The following is a 19149-nucleotide window of genomic DNA, read 5'->3' on the forward strand; positions in this document are numbered from 1 at the left end:
TCTATTATAGGGTTTTATTTAAGCGGAAGGCATATGGAAAAGAAATCAATTTTAAACATCGCGGTATTTTTATTAATCGTTTTAGGAGTTGCCATAATTTATATTGGAATATCGGGGCCTAAGGTAATTTTGCCTCCAGTTATTACTGGATTGGGCTTCTTTGTAATAGGCTGGGCTATTCATTTATTAAATAAATAGCTTAATTTTTTTTTTGGTAAGTTGGTATAAAACATATCAGTTATGAAAGCCATTAAGCAGCATTATCAGAATTTAATTGTAGTGTTTTGCTAATAGCTTACTTTCCAGGTATGTGTGCCTGATTTGACATCTTTAATTATCCAAAATTTGCCATCTGGTTTTGCTGTTAATGAGTTCCCGTTCATAAATATGCGATCACTTTCAGTTTGCTTTGGCAAATAGATAATCCCTTTTGTATTGGGAGGGATGTTGACTTTTAATTGAAACTGCTTTGGAGTTTTACTAAATGCTACATTTATTTTTCCATGTAAGGTCGATAATTGGAGCTCGGCTGAGTTAAGTGTGCCCGGTTGTGGTTTTATTTGTATAACTCCAAAAGCGGGAGATAAAGGTTCAACCCCCATAAGTTTCCTAACAATGATGTTAGCTGGGGCAGCTCCCCAGGCATGGTTCCAGTCTTGATTATTTTTGTAATCAGTATCCCATGCTTCAGTTGTCATGGTTGAACCAGAATGTAGCATATTATACCAGCTGCGCTTATCTGTTGATGTTAAAAGCTGTAATCCATATTCTGCTTCATTTGCATCATACAGTGCATCTAGCAGGAACTGCGCGCCATAAACACTACACGCCATTCCCCTTGTGCGAATATGAGCTATAACACTTGCTTTGTTCACATTAGGGACCAGGTTAAAAGCAAGCGCGAGCATGTTGGCATGTAATGAGCTGTGCATGGTATCTTCGCCATCTTTTACTGTTCCCGTGGTTGGATTTATAAAACTATGTTGGAAAGCCTGTTTTACTTTTTTAGCCTGCTGGGTATAAAAAATAGCATCTTCTTTTTCACCCAATGCCTCAGCTAGATCCTTCATGCAAATTAAGGCCTGATAGTGAAAGGCATTAACGACTGCATTATAATCTGTAAACACAAAGCCATCCGTTTCGCCTGGATAGGATGGAGGCAGTCCAAAACCTCCTTTCTGCGGCCAATCTACAATGTCTTTTAGTACAGTTTCTCCATTAAAAGTAGAAAAATGAATCGACTTGGTAAAGCTACTATCTTGTTTGCCGGTTTTGGTGCTTATTAGTCCATCTGGTCTGGCAAGGGCAAGTAGTAGTTTAGGTTTTAATTGAGGATAAAGTAGTTGAACAGTTCTGATATCACCAGAATAGAGGTAATCATTCCAGGCTACTAATAGGTTTTGCAATGACCATTCGGTTGGCCAGGTAGCATGATAAATCAGGTAGTCTAATGATCTTTTAGCCATGTTAAATTCAGCATCAGAGGCATAGTGTGATAACTGATTAATTAATGCATCTGCTTCGTAAGGAATCCGCTCGCGGTCGCCATCAACATACAAGCCTGTAAATGAAGTGGCTTTAATAGTGTGCTTAGATAAATCCCAGATTTTGTTTAAAAGGGTGTCGGAGCTTTTAAATGAGGAGGCCTGGTCGTTAAATGGATAGTTTACAGCATAACGCTGTACCTCAATTACAATCTTGTCATTTTTTTCTAGTTCCACGTATCGGAAGGGAAGTACCTCTCCTATGTAATCTGGCATAAGTATGGCTTTCGATCCGGTGTTGCGTTCATCAGCTAAAAACTTAAGATCGTAGCTGTGTTCTCCCTTTAGCAATGGCAATTTTATTAAGCGATAGCGGATAGTGCCCCTTGGTTTTCTGTCAACACCTCCAAGGGAATCTATTGCTTCCCCTATGTGGACTAACATAGTATCTCCATCAGAAAATGAGCTGATGCGCATTTTTAATTGACCAAAGGCATCTTTCCCAAAATCATATAAAGTACTAAGGCTATTTAATTGTTTACTGAAAACGGGTTTTTGTAATGATTTTACAAGTGGTTGATGAGCAGCTTGGTAGGGCTTTAAGGTGCTGTCGGTAATAAATGAGCTAGCTTGTGAAAAATCACTAGCAGTTTGTTTATTGTTCCAGGTTTTTACCTTCCAATAGTAAACAGTATTAGGATTAAGCTTGCGCCCATTATAAATGATTCCTGTCTGTTGGCTTTTAATTACCTTTCCTGAATCCCAAAAATCGCCTTTATTCACTTTGAGGTTTTCTGCGGAAGATGCAACAAAAATCCTATACGCAGTTTGGAAACTGCCTTCCAAATGATCATTAATTACCCATGAAAAATACGGGGTTTGGTTAGGTATACGAGCCATCTGGTATGATATAGTGGATTGCTTTGCCTGCTGTAATGATACTGCAACAGGCAGGCCGTTTTTCCATACTTTATCAGTATTTAAAAGTAAATCAACCCGCAAATCGGATGGAGGGTTAAGGGATTGTGCGTTTGTATTTAGAAAGAGGGTTAATAAGAGTATAATGAGGATAATATTGCTAAAAGGTTGCATAGGGTATATTTGGTCGGTTTTAACAATAATAAATAATTTATATGTGTTGTATGGTAAAACTTATGTTAGAATTATCTGCTTTAACTTTTTGATATCTTTACAGTCTTGACATTCTACATGATGGAACATATTTTAGATAATCCTATTTACAATGCTCTAATTTCGGCTCATAGCATTTTTTCGAGAGGAACTGATGATGTAAAATACTACTTAGAAGACGTGGCTTCTTTCGCCGGACTGAAGGATAATTCGAGGTATGATTTTGAGACTCTTTATGAAAACAGCCCAAAGGAAAGCCTGTTTATTGTTTTTACACCTGATCCAATAAATATTCCTGATCAATGGCGCATTGTTACTCACATCGATATGTTTCAGATGATTTATGAGTCTAAAAAAGTTCCGGGAGGAGCATATATAGATTTCAGAGACTTGGATGAGTCACATGTTCCAGAAATGACTGCACTTGTTGAGTTAACTAAACCGGGGCCATTTAATTCAAGAACAATTGAACTAGGCAATTATACGGGTGTATTTAATGGTAAGGATTTGATTGCAATGGCAGGGCATAGGTTTAATCCAACACCTTTTACTGAAATTAGCGCTGTATGTACGCATCCTGATTACTTTGGTAAAGGCTACGCTTATGAATTAATTTGTGAGCAAATCAGAAGGATATTGGCTAAGTCAGAAACGCCTTTTTTGCATGTAAGAAATGATAATCATGGTGCCGTTAAGTTATACAAGAAGCTTGGTTTTTATATAAGAACTGAGATGATTGTTTATGTTATAAAGAAAAGTTAAAGATTATTCATCTCTTTATCCAGCCATGCTATTCTTTCCGTTAACCATGCTTTAAGCTGAGCAACTTCTTTAGGGTACGTTCCTAATACAAACTGATTTGGCCAAACATACTGGTCTAAAATAAGCCATCTATTAAAGTTCTTTTTTTGTGACAAATCAATATAGGCCACTGTTTTATCTATTGTTGAAGTAATTTCATTAATCTCTTTACCACGAATCTGGTTCCACCGCAATTTAACTTTTTGTCTGAATGCCGGGTCTTTGAATAAATGACTAAACCAAGGTCCATCTTTTACCCACCAACCGGTAGGGTAGCGCGAATTAGAGTAGTCGTTATTGCCGCAGGAGAGATCGAAATCCCATAATGGACCTAAGCCCAATTTACCATTTCTCTCTTTGTAATAAAAATTACTGCTAAACTCTTTTGCGTCTTCATTTTTCAGTAGCTCCTGAACTAAAAACCAGTTAATAAAAGACTCTATTTTAATGTAATTTGCGTACCCTTTTTCTGGATCTGCAAAATCAGCAGAATAGATAGCATCTTCGGTTTGTTGAATGTAGTTATGAATGTAGGCTAACTGATCTTCTGTTATCTCATCAGGAGATTTAATAGTAAAAGGTATATCTGCTGTTGTTTTGAACCAGAATTTTTCATCGAGCCTTTTATCTTGTTCAAGTAAATAACCTCCTGTTATGTCATCTGCCGATGTGTTCCCCTTTTTTAACTCCGTGATGTTAACCCTGTTTTCATTTACTTCAACCTGACTGGTTAAAAAATAATTGCCTACATGGTAGTTATTCATTACCAGTTCAACAAAACATCCTTTCGGTGTGAAATCGGCTCCTATTTTGGTGCCCAGATCAAAGGCAATACTTGTTCTGATCAATGTTTTGTCGGAATAATTTGCTAACAGTACCCAGTTTTTAGCGGTCTCCATACCTAAAATGGGAGATTTAGTGTTGAATTTTAAGCGGTATGGTTTTTTAGGCTTATCCCAGGTGCTATTTCCACGCCCTTTTACTTGTAAAGGGATATTTAGTTTTTCGGGATTTTCTAGATTATTTGGATCTACAATCAAGTTTCCGGTAACATAAACATCTTTTGACGTAACAGAATCGGTGGTATTCAGATAAAGGATTGGAATACCTGTAAAGTACTTAATGTTAAATTTATAGGTTTTTGTAGTGCCTCTAGGAGAGGTTAATTTATAGTTTACAGATTTGCTGAAATCGGTTGAGGTTACCCCACTGACTTGCAATGTATCATTAACCGTAATACTTGCGTTTTTTGTCGCAAATGTTGTAATGAATTTTTTATTTTTAAGTAATTCTGGGACAAATAGGTTTATCTCTTTTTCGGAAATTACACCATAGATGTCACTGTTAACTTTTCCAGTGTTTTTGCTCTTTTCTATTTTAACAAAAGAAAGTTCAACACTGTCTTTTTCAACAACAGGTTCCTTTACATCGGTAACTGCTTTGTCTTTTTTGCAGCCATAAGCTACCACAGCTAAAAGCAAATAAATAAAAAACTTTCTGTTCATGCTAACACCTTATTTTATCTAAAATAGCTAAAATAAGTTATGGTTAGCTTTTAATTGTTAGTATGTCAGTGGTTTATGTGTTTTTTATTTATTTGCTGGGGTGTAATTTCAGAGATTATTTCTGAATATATTTTAGCAGTCTTTTAAATATCTCTGTGTTAGAGTATACTCCTTTGAAATCATCTGAATGAGGACCATAGGCAAAAACAGGCACAGGAACAGCAGTATGGTCATTTGTAGAAAACTCGCCCAATACATAGCCCGATTGAATATCGCCATCAAGTAAGGTAAGGCCTCCTGTTTCATGATCAGCAGTAACTACTATTAGCGTTTCGCCATTACTATCTGCAAATTCAAGTGCTTTGCCAATAACTTTGTCAAAATCAAGGTTTTCGGTGATTACTTGCGAAAGGTTGTTTCTGTGACCACCATGGTCGATTTGCGCGCCTTCTAACATCATAAATAGACCTTTAGGGGCTTTAGAGAATTGTTGAGTTACTTTTAAAAAAGCTTCAGTTAAGAATTCTCCTCTACCTTCGATTTTAGGTCTTGTTTCATTGTCAGTAACTATTCCAACAAGTTTATCGGCATTGCTTTTTTTGAAATCTTCAAAAGAGTAAGCAACTGTATAGCCTTTCTTTTCTAACAATTCAACTGCAGTTGTGCCATTTAGATTCTTCTTGAAGTTAGAAATACCAGAGCCCAAGAGCATGTTGATTCCAGAAGTATGCATGTCTTGTGCAATCTGGGGTTCCATTGAACGGTCTGGTTGATGGGCATAAAATGCTGCCGGGGTAGCATCAGCAAGATCTCCAACAGATACGATAGCAGTCTTTTTGCCTTCTTCTGCTGCGTAAACGGCTAGTGATTTCAGTGGTTTCTCTGTAGAATCTACTCCAATGGCGCGGTTGTTTGTTTTCTTGCCACCAGCCATTGCTGTTCCACCAGCTGCTGAGTCCGTGATGTAAGTATCAGCTGCATTAGTAACAGAGAGACCAATATTGCGCATCTGAAATAGATTAAGCTGACCCTGATTTGCTGTAAATGCAGAATATATTTGAGTAAGTCCCATTCCATCACCAATTAGAAGAATGACATTTTTTATTTTTCCATTTTTTCCATCTGATTGATAGGTAGGCTGGTAGGCTTTGTGGATTTCTTTATTGGTATAGATGTTTTTAGGGAGGTCTTTTATGAAGTTTCCGAATGATTCGATAACATCTGTTCCGATTAAATCTACGTGAAGATTCATTAACGCCAACCAAGTGCTTTTTGTATCAGGAGTTGCCCAAAAACGGATCTTTTTACCTTCCGCATGAACACTATCAATAAGGTTTTTGACTCTTGTGTAATCCGCATGATCTAATCTTCCTTTTCCATTCCATTTGCTGTAATTAGTAAATGAAAAGCTTACTAGGTCTACATGTTTTGACTCTTCAGGGGTATGCTGTAGAGGCCATTCTCCATCGAAGTAAATGTAATCAGGATAGTTTTTGTAGTCAGCAGGTTTTGGTCTGGAACCACTTATTGTAATGGTTAGCCGACCGGCATGAGTACTTGTTTTCAGTATCTCTTTATGCGGTTCTAACTGCTTAACTAATGTTGCTAAAGCGATAGGATAGTTTTCTTTAATGTCGATTAGCAAGTGAAGTTTGCGATTTGGATCTTTCCGTAAAGCAGTTATTGCAGGTTTTAAATAGGTGCCGTATAGCGTAATTGAGGGGTTGAGTTGATCTTTGCTGTGCGCAACCAGTAATTCATTATTTACAGGGAAGATATCTGCTTCAATAGAACCAAATCCTTTTTGGAAAGCTCTTTGAAAGGGAATGTCATTTTCATAATCGTTATGAGAATGAGCATTCGATAAGGAATACTTTGATTCTTTAGTGTTCTCCTGAGCTTGTGAATAGGTAGCATTTACGGTTAATAGTAGCGCAAATAGGCTTGTTTTAATGATTTTTTGGATCGGGTTTTCTGTTTTCATTCTAATCTGTTATTGTTTGCAATATGGTTGGTATTGCATTTATATACGCTTAGGATTGTCTTGATCTATGTATTGGATCTTACCCCAGATCAGTGATGTAAATCTAGCAAATGGTTTGATTAGGTGGTTGATGATTTTAATAAAAGCAAAAGGGTGTCCGTTTAATTTTCGGACACCCTTTTTTATACTGATTTATTACCAGCCCGGTGTTTGTTTGTAAGCACCGTTACTTCTTGTAACTTCATCAGGGCTCATTGGCCATGCAATTTTTTTAACAGTGAAACTGCGTGCTGGCCATACTTCCTTAACTACAAATGGGGAGTTAGGGTTTGTTTTGTCTGCATGATCACGACCATGAAGTGGTGCATTGATTTTAGCGAAATCACCCCATCTCTTTAAATCCTGTAGTCTGTCTGTCCACTCACATGCAAGTTCTACACGACGTTCATGTTTCAAATCATCTAAGGTAGGGGTGTTTATAGACGGTAAACCTACTCTTGTTCTCAGTTCATTTATCGGTGCTGCAGCCTCTCCATTTTTACCTTGCTCAATTAGTGCTTCAGCTTTAAATAAAAGAATCTCTGCATAGCGCATTAATGATAGGTTAAGCATTGTGGTAGGATAATCTCCACTTGGATTAATTTTATCATTTGAAGATGCATCGCCATTAGATCCATAACCAAAGGGCTCCATGTATTTGTTGATTTGGAAGCCAGAAAGACTATTGGTCGAGTAGTACGATCTTTCCTGTCCAAAAAATTTGAACTTATCGCCAAATTTCAAAATAGTAACTTCACGCCTTGGGTCATTTACTTCATACTCGTTATAAAGCTCTAGTGTTGGCTGGAAGTATCCCCATCCATTGAAGATTCCCCATCCTTTATTTTCAAGGCTTACACCTGGGAATTCCGAACCTCCTTCTACTCCTGATGTTACAGACCAGATGTATTCAGAACTCCAGTTATTAGCGATAGTAAATACACTTTGATAGTTTTCTTTACCATTCGCTTTACCTGTAATCAAAGCGCGGTTTCCTTCATTTTTTATTTTATCACAAAGTGCAGGAACCTGTTGCCATTTGCTTTTGTCGTACTGAGCCCAATAAGCATAGGCTTTTACCATATATCCCCAGGCAGCAGCTTTATGAGCTCTTCCGCGATCTGAACCACCATAACTTTCAAATAGGGGAAGTAAGTCTGCTGCCTTTTCTAGATCGGATATAATTTGTGCATAGTTGTCCGTTACTGATTTTAGTTGCGGGGGTATTCTTTTGCCATATTCAGGGTTTTCAACAGCATCAAATGGCACACCTTGATCTTTATGACCCCAGATATAAGCGATCCAGAAATGTGCGAATCCACGTACAAAGTAAGCTTCTCCTAAAGATCTCTTGCGAATAGCCTCACTTGCTTGGTTTGCATTTGGTATTTCTTTAATGGCATCATTCGCTTTGCTTAGCATCCAGTATAAGTCATTCCATCCACCAGTTAGATAGCCTTCTCTACCACTTGGAATAAAGTTTTTGATATTCTCACCATCTGCTTTTGTTCTTCCCACGATAAGATCATCACTTGCATTTTGTACCCAGAATAAATCTCTTCCCCAAGTTGATTCATAACGCATTGGAACATATAAGGCGGCTACACCTTTTGTTAGTTCTGCGTCAGTACGCCAGAAAAATGCTGTTGATGGCGTTCCGAAAGGCTTGTTATCTACCCAGCTTTTTTTACAGGCACTTACCGATAAAAGGAGTAAGGCCGCTAATATATAGTTAAGTTTATTTTTCATGATTGAATTACTTTGATCAAAGTTTAAGTTTTAGTCCAAATGAATAGATACGAGATAGTGGGAACTGGCCACCATCAAGTCCAATGCCGCCTACCTCTGGGTCCATTCCAGTGTATTTGGTAAAGGTTACAAGATTGTCTGCACCTACAAATATTCTTAAGTTTGACTTAAAAGGCATGTTTTTGAATGTGTAACCTATAATAATGCTCTTGATACGTAAGTAATCGCCACTTTCAAGGTACCAATCTGATACAGTTTGGAAATTCTTATTCTTGTCGCTTGCTGAAATTCGTGGAATGTCAGTGTTAGTGTTTTCTGGTGTCCAGGCGTTAAGAATTTTATTCCATCTGTTGTATCCTTGTTCTGACCCATTTAGCGTTGATTGTTTGAATGCATGGAAAAGTTTTGCACCACTTACTCCTTGTAAAAACATACTGAAGTCAAAGTTATTCCAAGCCAGATTGGTTGTAAAACCATAGGTTAATTTTGGAGCTGCACTTCCCATATAAGAACGGTCGCCATCATCAATTTTTCCATCATTATTTAAGTCTCTGAATTTAAAATCGCCGGCTTTTGCGTCTGGTTGGATTTTCTTGCCATCCTTTACATAAGCATTTGCTTCAGCATCTGACTGAAAAATGCCTTCCTGTTTAACAAGCCAATAAGAATAATAAGGTTGACCAACAACTGAACGGAATGGATTTAATACAGATCTCCAGTTTTCGGTGTGTAAAAAGAAGGAATTTGGATTTTGGTCTATATAGTCAACTCTGTTTTTTAAAGTTGCAATATTAGCACCGAAATCATAGCTCAGTGATCCTGCATTATCTTTCCAGGATGCTGCAAGCTCATACCCTGTGTTGCGAATTTTTCCTTGATTAATTAGAGGTGCACCTAGGCCGTAAGTGTTTGTCCATTCTGTATCTTGGGTTTTGATTAGATCGTAGGTTAGCTTATTAAAATAATCACCGGTGATTGATAATCTTTGTTTTAATAATGATAAGTCAAACCCTATGTCGCTTTGCTGAGAGGTTTCCCATGATAATAACGGATTAAATAAACTTCCTAAAGAAAGCGAATTGCTTCTTGGAGCACCATCGCCTACCTGATAAGTATAATTGGCATTTAATCTTGGATATCCGTATGCTTTGTCCTCTATAGAGGCAATATTTCCAATTCTACCCCAGCTGGCACGAATTTTAAAAAGATCTATACCTTCAATATTGAAAAAAGGTTCAGAGCTTAATTTCCAGGCAGCAGTAACCCCAGGGAAGGTTTTGCCGCGATGTCCTACTGTTAAGCGGCCTGCTACATCATAACGGTAGCTACCGGTTACAAAATAGCGATCTGCCCAACTATAGGAAAGTCGTCCTACATAAGATAAGTTCCTATCATACTCTTGTAGATCTTCAGGGATATTCTGGTCAAATATTGTGGCATTGTTGAAGAATTGTGCCCAGTTTTCTTCAAGTTCAAATCCCTTAGCTCCTGTTTTAAAAAAGCGTCTACCACTTTCTTGAGCAGTCGTTGAAATCATAGCGCCAATACTGTGTCTATTGAACGTACGATTGTAATTCGCAGTACTTTCCCAAATCCAGTGATACCCATTGTTTGATTCATAAGTTAGCTGATTCTGAGTATTTGGTTTTCCAGGTTCAGTTCTGATTGGTTCGAAATTTTTGAATAAAGAGTTGGTTTTTCGGTATGAAAAACGCGAAAAAACCGTTAACCCGTTAATAATATCAGAAACGGAGAGCTCTGTCGTAGATTGTAAGTCATTGCCTTTATTGAAAGGTTTATACCTTAATAGCGTAGCTACTGGATTAATAGCGTCACCATGAATACCTAAATATTTAGAGTCCCTTGGCCCAACACCTCCGAAAGTTCCATCTTCATAATAGGGTGTAGCTGAACTTGGCATATAAATAGCAGAAAGAATTGTGCCGCTATAACCGCTTTCGGTTGAAGTCCCTCTCTTGTCATTATTGTTCCAAAACAATTCCTGACGTAGTTTTATTTTTTTGTTAAACTGATAATTAGAGTTAAAACGCAGAGATAGGTTTTGGTTATAGGTATTAAGCAGTGTTCCCTCTTCTTTTTCATAACGTCCTTGTATTAGGTTAGAGAACTTCTCAGTCCCTGCATTGATACTTACATTATGTCTTTGTACTAAGCCGGTTCTAAAAATTTCGTCAACCCAATCAGTACGTGTTACTTGAGCATATGGGTTTTTTGTTGCGTCCCAGCCATCAAGAGGGCTTTGCCCTGCATTTGTATTAGCAAGGTTTGATACTTTAGCTTCTTCTTCTGCAGTGAGCGCATGTGGTAAACGCCAGGCACTTTTTAGTCCTGCAAAGCTATTGTATTCTACACTTGGAGCGCCTTGTTTAGCTTGACGAGTGGTGATTAAGATTACCCCAGCAGAACCAGAGAAAGCACCATAGATTGCTGCAGATGCCGCATCTTTCAATATAGTAATTGATTCTACATCGGAAGGATTATAAGGGGCATTTGGAACACCATCTACAACATATAATGCACTTTCGTCTTTTCTGGAGCCTATACCGCGGATAGTTATTTTTGGAGTCTGGTCAGGATGACCGCCGTTGTTTACTACTGTTACGCCAGCTACTTTCCCTTGAATCATGGCTTCAACATTTAAAACCGGACGATCTTTAATTTTATCCATATCCGGAACTGTTGCGACAGCAGCGGAAAGATCTTGTTTTCTAGCAGTTCCATAACCAATTACTACAATCTCATTTAAGGATTGTCTGTCTGTTTTAAGGGTTACATTTAAGCTAGCTGAGCTACCTACGGTGATTTCTTGAGCAATGTAACCCATATAACTAAATACAAGAACAGACTGGTCATTGTCAACGGCAATACTGTACTTGCCATCTAATGCTGTAGCCGTTCTTTTGTTTGTTCCTTTTAGCTGAACGGTAACACCCGGTAAAGGGCCGTCAATGTCATCGGCGGTTACGGTACCTGTTACAATTCGCTCAACAGCTGGTGTTGTGGGCTTAGGTGGGGCAGGCTTTTCATCAATGATGAGGTTATTACCAATCTGTATGCAACGTAAGTTGGTTTCATCTAGAATCAGTTTTAAAGCTGTTTCCATTGAAATCTGACGTGCAGTGATGCTGGTCTTTTTCTCATTTCTTTTAACTAGCGCTTCTCCAAAAGAGAACTTTATGCCCGTTTGTTTCTGTAAGGTTTGGAAACATTCTTTTAAACCTGCATTTTTCAATTTTAGGTTTAACTGTATCTTGTTCAAATCCTGACTATTGGCGCTGTTTGCAAACAACATTCCTGTTAAGGTAAGTTGTACAATTAATGTGATTGCAGATATCTTCATAATAAATCTGATACATGGGTGGAGGTACAATCCTTTTTGCATATTTTTGTTTGTTTAGTAGGTTTTTCCCCAAAGAAAATGGGGTAATAAATCTGTTAGCCTTCTGAGTTCTTTAACTCGGAAGCGAATCCTTGAAGTCTTGAGGCCTCGTAAACCAATGACTAAATGGATTTCTAGTGAATTCGCCCTGTTTAACAGGGCGTTTTTTTTGGTAGCTTTTCTCTTTACATAGTTTAATTTTTTAGTTTGAAATTATGATTTGATTGCGCTCTAGTTTGTACTTAAAACGACCTGCTTTGCCCATTACAGACATAATTTTATCTATCGATTCGTTTAAAGAACAGGTAGTATTGATTCGGTAATTGGATAGGTCGTTTGATAATATTTTGATGTTTACATTATAGCATCGTTCTAATACCGCTACAACATCTCCTAACCGTTGATTGTTAAAGGTTAGGTTTCCATCTTTCCATAGTTCCAATTCTCGAGTTGAGACTTCATTTAAAGTTGCTTTTTCTGACTTTTCATCCCAATTCACAAGACGCCCAGGTGTGAGGACTGCAACAGATGTTAAATGTTTATTAGAATTATTAGCTTGCCTGTCTACTCTAACCTTTCCAGTTGCCACACTTACCTCGATTGGACTTCCCTGAAATGCTTCAATCTTGAAAGATGTGCCAAGTACCTTAGTTTGAATTTTATTGGTATGGATAATAAATGGGCGGGTAGTGTCTCTTTTTACATCAAAAAATGCTTCACCAACTAGTTCCATTTCCCGAATGTTTGCGAATGTTTTAGGATATCGTATTTTACTGTTTGAGCCAAGATAGACTATCGTGCCATCTGATAAGGTGACTTTTGAACGTTGACCTTTTGGATTGTATGCTTCTAAGAGGGCAACTTTAACAGGGCCTTCTTTGCTTCTTTTTGAGAATTGGTATATACCAAACATAAGTGGGAGAAGTAGAATCGCAGCATATTTAAGCCATCTTTTTGGCCATAGTCTGGTTGTTTCCTGACTGCTTTCATTTTCGTTTTGAAAGCTCTGCATTAATTGCTGGCGATAACTAGCCATTGCTTGAAGATCGAGCTCCGGATCTTCCATTTCCTGCCAGACCTCATCGAGAACTTCACGAAATAGAGCTGCCGATTCCGGCTGCTGCAGAAATTGCTTTACCTGCTCCAGTTCTTGATCACTGCAGGTATTGTTTAAATACTTTTTTAGTAATACTTTGTTCAATTTGGTTTGGCATTTGGGCCTTCATAATAGAATACGTAAAAAAGGAAGAATACCCTGAATGCTAAATGCTATAAAAATTGAATTCTATTTAATTAATTGATTATCAGTTACAAAAAGTGGATTGTGATTATGCTGATGATAAGATTGATGTGGCTTCTCATTTTTTTTCTAAGGAAGAGAAGAGCTGCTGAAACATGGCTTTCAACTGTTTTTACAGATAGGTTTAGATTGTCTGCAATTTGTCTGTAGCTGAGGTTCTCATGTCTGCTCATTTCAAATACAAGCTTTCTCTGAGGACTTAACTGGTTGAGATTGTCAAGATAAATTTTTTGAAGCTCATTGTAAGAAACTACCTCGTTGGTGGTATCTTGTACAAAAGTATCTTCTATTAACTCGTTAATGGGGGTTGTTGAGAGTTCCTTTTTCCGGAAATGATCAATCATTGAATTTTTGAGCGCTTTAAAAAGATATGGACCTAAAGAGCCCTCTTCTTGAAAGTTGTCCTTTTTCTCCCAAACCTTTAACATTAAATCCATTATCAGTTCTTCTGTTATGGATTGTTGTCGGATGTATTTTAATGCGAAAAGATTTAATCTATTGAAGTATCTTTCAAATAGCAGATCAAATGCGCGAGTGTTCCCTTCCCGGCATCTTTGTAACAATTCATGATCTGGTAATTTTTTATTCGCCATTACGCAACAAAATTAGCTACTTCCTTGATTTGCTTTTATTATATTTTGGTTAATTCAAGTTAACATTTATTTAACATGGCCTATCCTTGAGGTAATTCTATTACTCAAGCAATAAACGTTAGTGCAGAAACCCCTATTTCTCTACTGCTAAACTGTTTTTGGTGTTTATAAATGGTTTTGTTAAGGTACATATTTGTCTGATTTTCACGAATTTTTTTAAATGATTTTTATGGTTAATTTTAATTTATGAAACATATATCTATCCTGGTTCCTAAAGGGGCTATTTTAGGGAGTCTTGAAGGTTCCCGACAATTATTTAGTCAGGTGAATGAGTTTTTTAAGGCAAAAGGTCAACCACCTCTATTTTCAGTTCAATTGATAGGTTTAACAAAGGAGACGCCGATAAGTGGTGGGTTGTTTACCGCAAATACAGACTTGTTGATTGGGGATGTAGAAAAAACAGACCTTATCATTATACCAGCTATTGATGGAGAAATAAGTGGAGCAATAGAACAGAATAAGGATTTTGTTCCATGGATTGTAAAACAGTATAATGGGGGAGCTGAGATAGCAAGTTTATGTCTTGGTGCTTTTTTGTTGGCCTCAACAGGTCTGCTAAAAGGAAAAAAATGTGCCACTCATTGGTTGGCTGAAAATGACTTTAGAAGAATGTTTCCTGATGTAAGCTTGGTTACAGAGAAAATTATTACTGATGAGAACGGAATTTATTCGAGTGGAGGTGCTTTTTCTTATCTGAATCTAATCTTATATCTGATAGAAAAATATGCAGGTAGGGACATAGCTGTTTTATCAGCAAAAGTATTTGCCATAGAACTTGACCGGGAAAATCAATTGTCATTCACAATATTCCAGGGACAAAAGGAGCATGAAGATGAATCAATAAAGAAAATTCAGGAGTTTATTGAGAATAATTTTCAGGAGAAAATAACTATCGATCAGTTAGCTTCTATGCAGGCGATAGGAAGGAGGAATCTTGAGCGTAGGTTTAAAAAAGCAACATCTAATACCATAGTAGAGTACATTCAAAGAGTAAAGATGGAGGCTGCTAAAATTAGTTTAGAATCTTCCCGCGAAAACATTAATGAAGTAATGTATAAGGTTGGGTATACTGATAATAAAGCTTTTCGCACAACTTTCAAAAGGATTACAGGTTTGTCACCTATTCAATATCGTAGCAAGTATAATCGGGAATTGACCGTGTAAGCCGGATCTTTAATGATCATAGTGAAGTCTCGATGTTATTAATATTGCTTATTTAGGTTAAGTGGAACAATACTTGTTGATTATTCGTTAGGTAAAGAAGTACTCTTTTATTAAAATGAATAATATTTCCAAGAAAGGTTTCATGAAATCAATAAAAGGTAAGGTTATTATAGCCTTGCTATTGGCGTGTTTTGCCCTTTTTTTGGCATGGGGAGTTAGCAGAGTAGCATTTAAAGAAATGCTAAATACCGTCGAAAATATTTCAGCTCCTAGCGAACGATTGAGGATTGTTAATGTTATTTCAAGAAAGATTGGAAGCTTGGATCAGTCGCAGAAGAAGCAGGCTTTTAATGACCCTGGGAATTATCGACAACTTTTTAAAGAGTCGCGACAACTAAGATCTGTTTTGGATAGCTTAGGCTTTTTGTATGCAAATGACTCTCTTCAGCTAGCCAGAATTGCAACTATAAAAAGGCTGCTAGGGGAGCGAGATAAGCAATTTGTTGATTATTTAAAGGTTAGGGAGCGTCTGATAAATAATAGGTCGTTTTCTGAACAGGTTAAGAATATTAATGATATTGTTTCTAAGAGTGCCGAGCAAGCAGATAGTACTATTCTTGCTACTGAGGAGAAAACATCTACAACAACGATCTATCCTGATGAAGATAGACGGCGGAGCTTTTTTGGAAAGATTTTTGGGAAAAAGAAAAGTGAAAATGATAATCCAATACGAATTGTAAGTGAGGAAAAGGTAAAAAGGGATACTATTGCGCTGTCGGCTGAGGAGAAAATGGCTAGTGATCTAAAGAAATCTCTAAAAATTATCGAGAACGATCAGAGGAAAAAAAATGCTAGTTTTCTAAATAGAGAAGCAGTTCTGGCTAACGCCAATAGTTTGTTGGTTAGTCAAATGTTAGATGTCTTAAGGAAAGTAGAAAGTGAAGTTGTAAGTCAGATAGAAGTAAATGGGATTCAAGCAAAAAAGGTTGTAAATACAGGAATCAATACAATTTCATTAATTATGCTTGTCTTTTTGGTATTGACGGGCGTATTGCTATATCTTATTTTAACAGATATTACCAGAAGTGGGAGATATAGGAATGAACTTGAGTTGGCAAAAGATGAGGCAGAGTATCATGGTATGGCAAAGCAGCGCTTTCTTTCGAACATGAGTCACGAGATTAGGACGCCTCTTCAATCTATAATTGGTTATGCAGAACTGATTAAGCAACAAGAATACTCACAGGCTAAAGATATTGATGCTATTTATCACTCATCTGAGCATCTGCTGCAAATTGTTAATGAAGTACTGGATTACAATAGGATCATATCTGGCAAGTTTACCTTCTCTTATAAAATATTTGATGTAAAGCAGCTTTTAGATGAAGTTATCTCTGTGATGAGACCACAGGCTGAGGCCAAATCATTGAAAATGATTGTTGATTTTGATCTGCAGGGGCTTAAATATATTTATGGTGATCCATTTAGATTGAAGCAGATTCTCTATAATTTATTAGGCAATGCAGTGAAATTTACTCAGGTAGGAGATATCATACTTTCTGCATTTTATAAGAGGCAAGGTGAAAACATACATTTTACTTTTATTGTAAAAGATACAGGTATTGGACTTTCTGAAGAAGAGAGTAAATTGATTTTTAACGAATTTGAACAGATTAATGCTATCGAGCATGATGCGGTTAACAGTACAGGGACTGGGTTGGGCCTGACAATTGTAAAGTCGCTTATTGAGAATCAAGGTGGAAGAATTTATGTGAAAAGTAAGGTAAATGAGGGGAGTGCTTTTACGGTTTATTTAACCTTTGCATTTGCAAAAGAACTAGAGACCGTTGATACCCAGGTGTCAAGTTATAAACAATTGTCAAGTTATAAAGTATGGATAGTAGACGATGATCAACTAATACTGGATTTATGTGAGATCATTTTTAAAAAGAACGCGATTAGTTATAAAAGCTTTAACTCTCCATCTAAGTTGTTAAATGCTGATTGGGATAGTTCCGTGAATTATGTGCTGATGGATATGAGGATGCCTGAAATGGATGGGGTAAAACTTTGCCGACTATTGCGAGAGAAGGTAGGTTATAATGTACGAATTTATGCGATTACTGCTCAGGTTTTGCCTGACGAACGTACGTTTTTATTAGAAAATGGTTTCGACGGAATAATAATGAAACCATTTAGAGAAGCAGAACTTTTGGCTGCTTTTTTTGAAATTTCTAATAATGATAGTCTAGTTTTTCAAGATGTTGAATTAGACCTTTCCTCTTTAAGAAAGATGACATATGATGATAAAGAACAGTTGAATAAAATTCTACTAAGATTTTCGGAAGACTGTTTGAATGACAGCCATGAAATTGAATTGGCGATTGCTGATAATGATTTAGCAGTTTTAAGATTGTTGACGCATAGGTTGGCAGGTAGGATAGCTCAAATTGGCGCTAAAGGTCTGGCTGCGGCTTACAGGGAGTGTGAATTAAAATTAAACGACACGGTGCTTTTGAATGACCATTTAAAGGTTGAAATAGGCTCATTACTTGGCGGATTAAAAGAGCTTTTGGTAAAAGTAGAAGAAGAAATGAAAAAAACAGACTATTCTATCTCATAGCGTTCCATTTTGCTATACAAAGTTTTTCTATCTATGTTAAGTAATTTAGCGGCTTTTGATTTATTATATTTCACTTTTACCAATGTTTCCAGGATAAGCGCTTTTTCATTCACCTCATTAATTGCTTTAAGGTCTGATCCGCTAGGTTTGGGTGCTTGATTAATAGCTACAATCATTTCTTCAGGTAAAGAATCTACTTCGGCCGTTTCGTTAGGTGTTAGCAACACCATACGCTTAATTACATTTTTTAATTCTCTTAGATTTCCAGGCCAATCGTATTGAAGTAGAAGTTCTTTGGCAGGGCTAGATATATTCAATACATTCCGCTGCAGTTCGGTATTTGATAGCTTGATGAAGTGATTAATGAAAAGTTCGAGATCCTTTCCACGGTCTCTTAATGCTGGGAGATGTATTTTAAATTCGTTAAGACGATGGTACAAATCTTCTCTAAATGTTCCATTGCTAACGCTCGCTTTTAGGTCATCATTTGTTGCGGTAATTATACGGACATCAACTTTGATCGTTTTAGTGCTTCCAACAGGCTGTATTGTCCTCTCCTGAAGAGCTCTTAGCAGCTTTACCTGAACCTCATAACTAAGATTTCCTACTTCATCTAGAAAGAGGGTTCCGCCATTAGCTATTTCAAATTGTCCCTTTTTATCATTTAGTGCTCCAGTAAATGCCCCTTTCGCATGACCAAAGAGCTCACTGGCTGCGAGATCTTTAGAGAGTGCACCACAATCTATTGCTATAAATGATTTGTCTTTGCGTTTACTTTGCATATGCAAAGCCCTTGCTGCGTACTCTTTACCGGTTCCGCTTTCTCCCTGAATAATTACGGACATATCAGTTGGCGCAACAAGATTTATATGCTCATATAGCTTGTCGGCAATTGCACTTTTCCCTTTTATTGCATCCGCATGTTCCACAGAGTCGATTGTGCTTTCGGATTCCTTTTTACCTAAAGCATTATTGATAATCATTAACAACTCGTCAGGATTAACAGGCTTTGTAATGTAATCGAATGCACTTAACTGAATAGACTTTACTGCCGTTCTTACATCATTAAAACTTGTCATGATGATGATTGGTTGTAAAGACCCCTTTTCACGAAGATGTGTCAAAATATCGAGACCATTCCCATCGGGTAAACGATAGTCCACCAAAAGCAAATCGAAAGTTTGTTTCTCAAGTATCTGAAAGCTTTTTTTTACTTCATTTATAGCGAGTGGCTCATGTCCATGCTTTTTTAAAAAGCCCTCTAATATCTGAGAGAAAGTTAAATCGTCTTCAATAATTAGTATTTTCGCCATAGG

The 19149-nt window shown here is 37.1% G+C and carries 12 protein-coding genes; 4 read left to right on the forward strand and 8 right to left on the reverse strand.

Annotated features, from left to right (window positions below):
- Positions 1-33: 33 nt before the first annotated feature.
- Complete coding sequence (locus tag J1905_RS19930) at positions 34-198, forward strand: hypothetical protein (protein WP_214228976.1); 165 nt, start codon at positions 34-36, stop codon at positions 196-198.
- A gap of 89 nt (positions 199-287) precedes the next feature.
- Here J1905_RS19930 and J1905_RS19935 read toward each other — a convergent pair whose 3' ends face one another.
- Positions 288-2576, reverse strand: a complete 2289-nt coding sequence (locus J1905_RS19935; protein WP_250318148.1) for an alpha-L-rhamnosidase-related protein — start codon at positions 2574-2576, stop codon at positions 288-290.
- A 117-nt stretch (positions 2577-2693) separates the two neighbouring features.
- Here J1905_RS19935 and J1905_RS19940 point away from each other — a divergent pair, with 117 nt between their 5' ends.
- A complete protein-coding gene (locus J1905_RS19940; protein WP_214228977.1) occupies positions 2694-3377 on the forward strand; it encodes a GNAT family N-acetyltransferase in 684 nt (227 codons plus the stop codon).
- On the opposite strand, the gene J1905_RS19945 is transcribed toward J1905_RS19940, so the two are convergent.
- The 6 genes from J1905_RS19945 to J1905_RS19970 all read right to left on the reverse strand — a co-directional run bounded on the left by J1905_RS19945 (position 3374) and on the right by J1905_RS19970 (position 13986).
- Positions 3374-4921, reverse strand: a complete 1548-nt coding sequence (locus tag J1905_RS19945) for a CotH kinase family protein (RefSeq protein WP_214228978.1) — start codon at positions 4919-4921, stop codon at positions 3374-3376. The genes J1905_RS19940 and J1905_RS19945 overlap by 4 nt on opposite strands.
- Positions 4922-5036: 115 nt before the next feature.
- Positions 5037-6905: an alkaline phosphatase gene (locus J1905_RS19950; RefSeq protein WP_214228979.1), complete on the reverse strand. Its 1869-nt coding sequence runs from the start codon at positions 6903-6905 to the stop codon at positions 5037-5039.
- A 195-nt stretch (positions 6906-7100) separates the two neighbouring features.
- A complete protein-coding gene (locus tag J1905_RS19955) occupies positions 7101-8693 on the reverse strand; it encodes a RagB/SusD family nutrient uptake outer membrane protein (RefSeq protein ID WP_214228980.1) in 1593 nt (530 codons plus the stop codon).
- A gap of 16 nt (positions 8694-8709) precedes the next feature.
- Positions 8710-12054 carry a SusC/RagA family TonB-linked outer membrane protein gene (locus J1905_RS19960; RefSeq protein WP_250318149.1) on the reverse strand — a complete coding sequence of 1115 codons (3345 nt, stop codon included), beginning with the start codon at positions 12052-12054 and terminating at the stop codon, positions 8710-8712.
- A 241-nt stretch (positions 12055-12295) separates the two neighbouring features.
- Positions 12296-13294 carry a FecR family protein gene (locus J1905_RS19965; RefSeq protein ID WP_214228981.1) on the reverse strand — a complete coding sequence of 333 codons (999 nt, stop codon included), beginning with the start codon at positions 13292-13294 and terminating at the stop codon, positions 12296-12298.
- Between the two features lie 107 nt (positions 13295-13401).
- A complete protein-coding gene (locus J1905_RS19970; protein WP_214228982.1) occupies positions 13402-13986 on the reverse strand; it encodes an RNA polymerase sigma-70 factor in 585 nt (194 codons plus the stop codon).
- A gap of 246 nt (positions 13987-14232) precedes the next feature.
- Here J1905_RS19970 and J1905_RS19975 point away from each other — a divergent pair, with 246 nt between their 5' ends.
- A complete protein-coding gene (locus tag J1905_RS19975; RefSeq protein ID WP_214228983.1) occupies positions 14233-15210 on the forward strand; it encodes a GlxA family transcriptional regulator in 978 nt (325 codons plus the stop codon).
- Between the two features lie 142 nt (positions 15211-15352).
- Positions 15353-17833 (forward strand): hybrid sensor histidine kinase/response regulator, encoded by a 2481-nt coding sequence (locus J1905_RS19980; protein ID WP_250318150.1) that lies wholly within the window; start codon positions 15353-15355, stop codon positions 17831-17833.
- On the opposite strand, the gene J1905_RS19985 is transcribed toward J1905_RS19980, so the two are convergent.
- Positions 17818-19146, reverse strand: a complete 1329-nt coding sequence (locus tag J1905_RS19985; RefSeq protein ID WP_214228985.1) for a sigma-54-dependent transcriptional regulator — start codon at positions 19144-19146, stop codon at positions 17818-17820. The genes J1905_RS19980 and J1905_RS19985 overlap by 16 nt on opposite strands.
- Positions 19147-19149: the final 3 nt, after the last annotated feature.

Source organism: Pedobacter sp. B4-66, assembly GCF_018492665.1.
GTDB lineage: Bacteria > Bacteroidota > Bacteroidia > Sphingobacteriales > Sphingobacteriaceae > Pedobacter.